Annotated in this window: 1 protein-coding gene; it reads right to left on the bottom strand. The window is 40.2% G+C overall.

Features of this window, described 5'->3' with window-relative positions; all coding sequences use genetic code 11:
- The coding region (locus AC23N5_RS31430; protein ID WP_487758566.1) for an ATP-binding protein at positions 1 to 644 on the bottom strand (644 nt) is incomplete at both ends.

Raw genomic sequence — 644 nt, 5'->3', positions numbered from 1 at the left:
GCGTGAAGTTTTAGCCCATCTTGCATCAGCAAATCTACTTCGTTTTGATTGCTGTCGCGCCAGTAATACAATTGTGGACGACGGCCTTGATTATAGTGCATTTTCATCACCTCCAAAATTACCAAATTCTCAAAAATAGCGCCTTTGGCAAAATGTAACTGGATTTCGGCTTCGGTACGTATTCCCAACAAATAACATAGTAACCCTGTGTCGTAAAAATAGACTTTAGGCGCTTTGGTGATGCGTTTGTTGAAATTCTTGTAGTAAGGCGGCAACCGAAATAAAATGTACGATGCTTCCAAAACCGATGTCCATGCTTCTACGGTCTGACTGTTTACGCCCAAATCATTGGCAATACTTGAGGCGTTAAATACTTGTCCTGCTCGCCCAGCCATCAAATACAAGAAATTTTGAAAAAGGGAAAGATTTTGAACCTGAATCAATTGCCGTACATCTCGCTCAATGTACGTTTGAATGTAGGTTGGAAAAAAGTCGTCAGGAGATATTTCTTTTTGAATCAGCCTTGGATAACCTCCTTTAAAGATAAACTCGTCAATGGATGGTTTTTCAAGTAGCTCAAAATAAGAAAATGGCAAAAGGGTTAATAAGGCAACTCTTCCCGCCAACGACTGCGTGATTTTTTG

Source organism: Runella sp. R5_40 (assembly GCF_057652295.1).
This window is presented reverse-complemented; position numbering and strand designations above follow the sequence as displayed.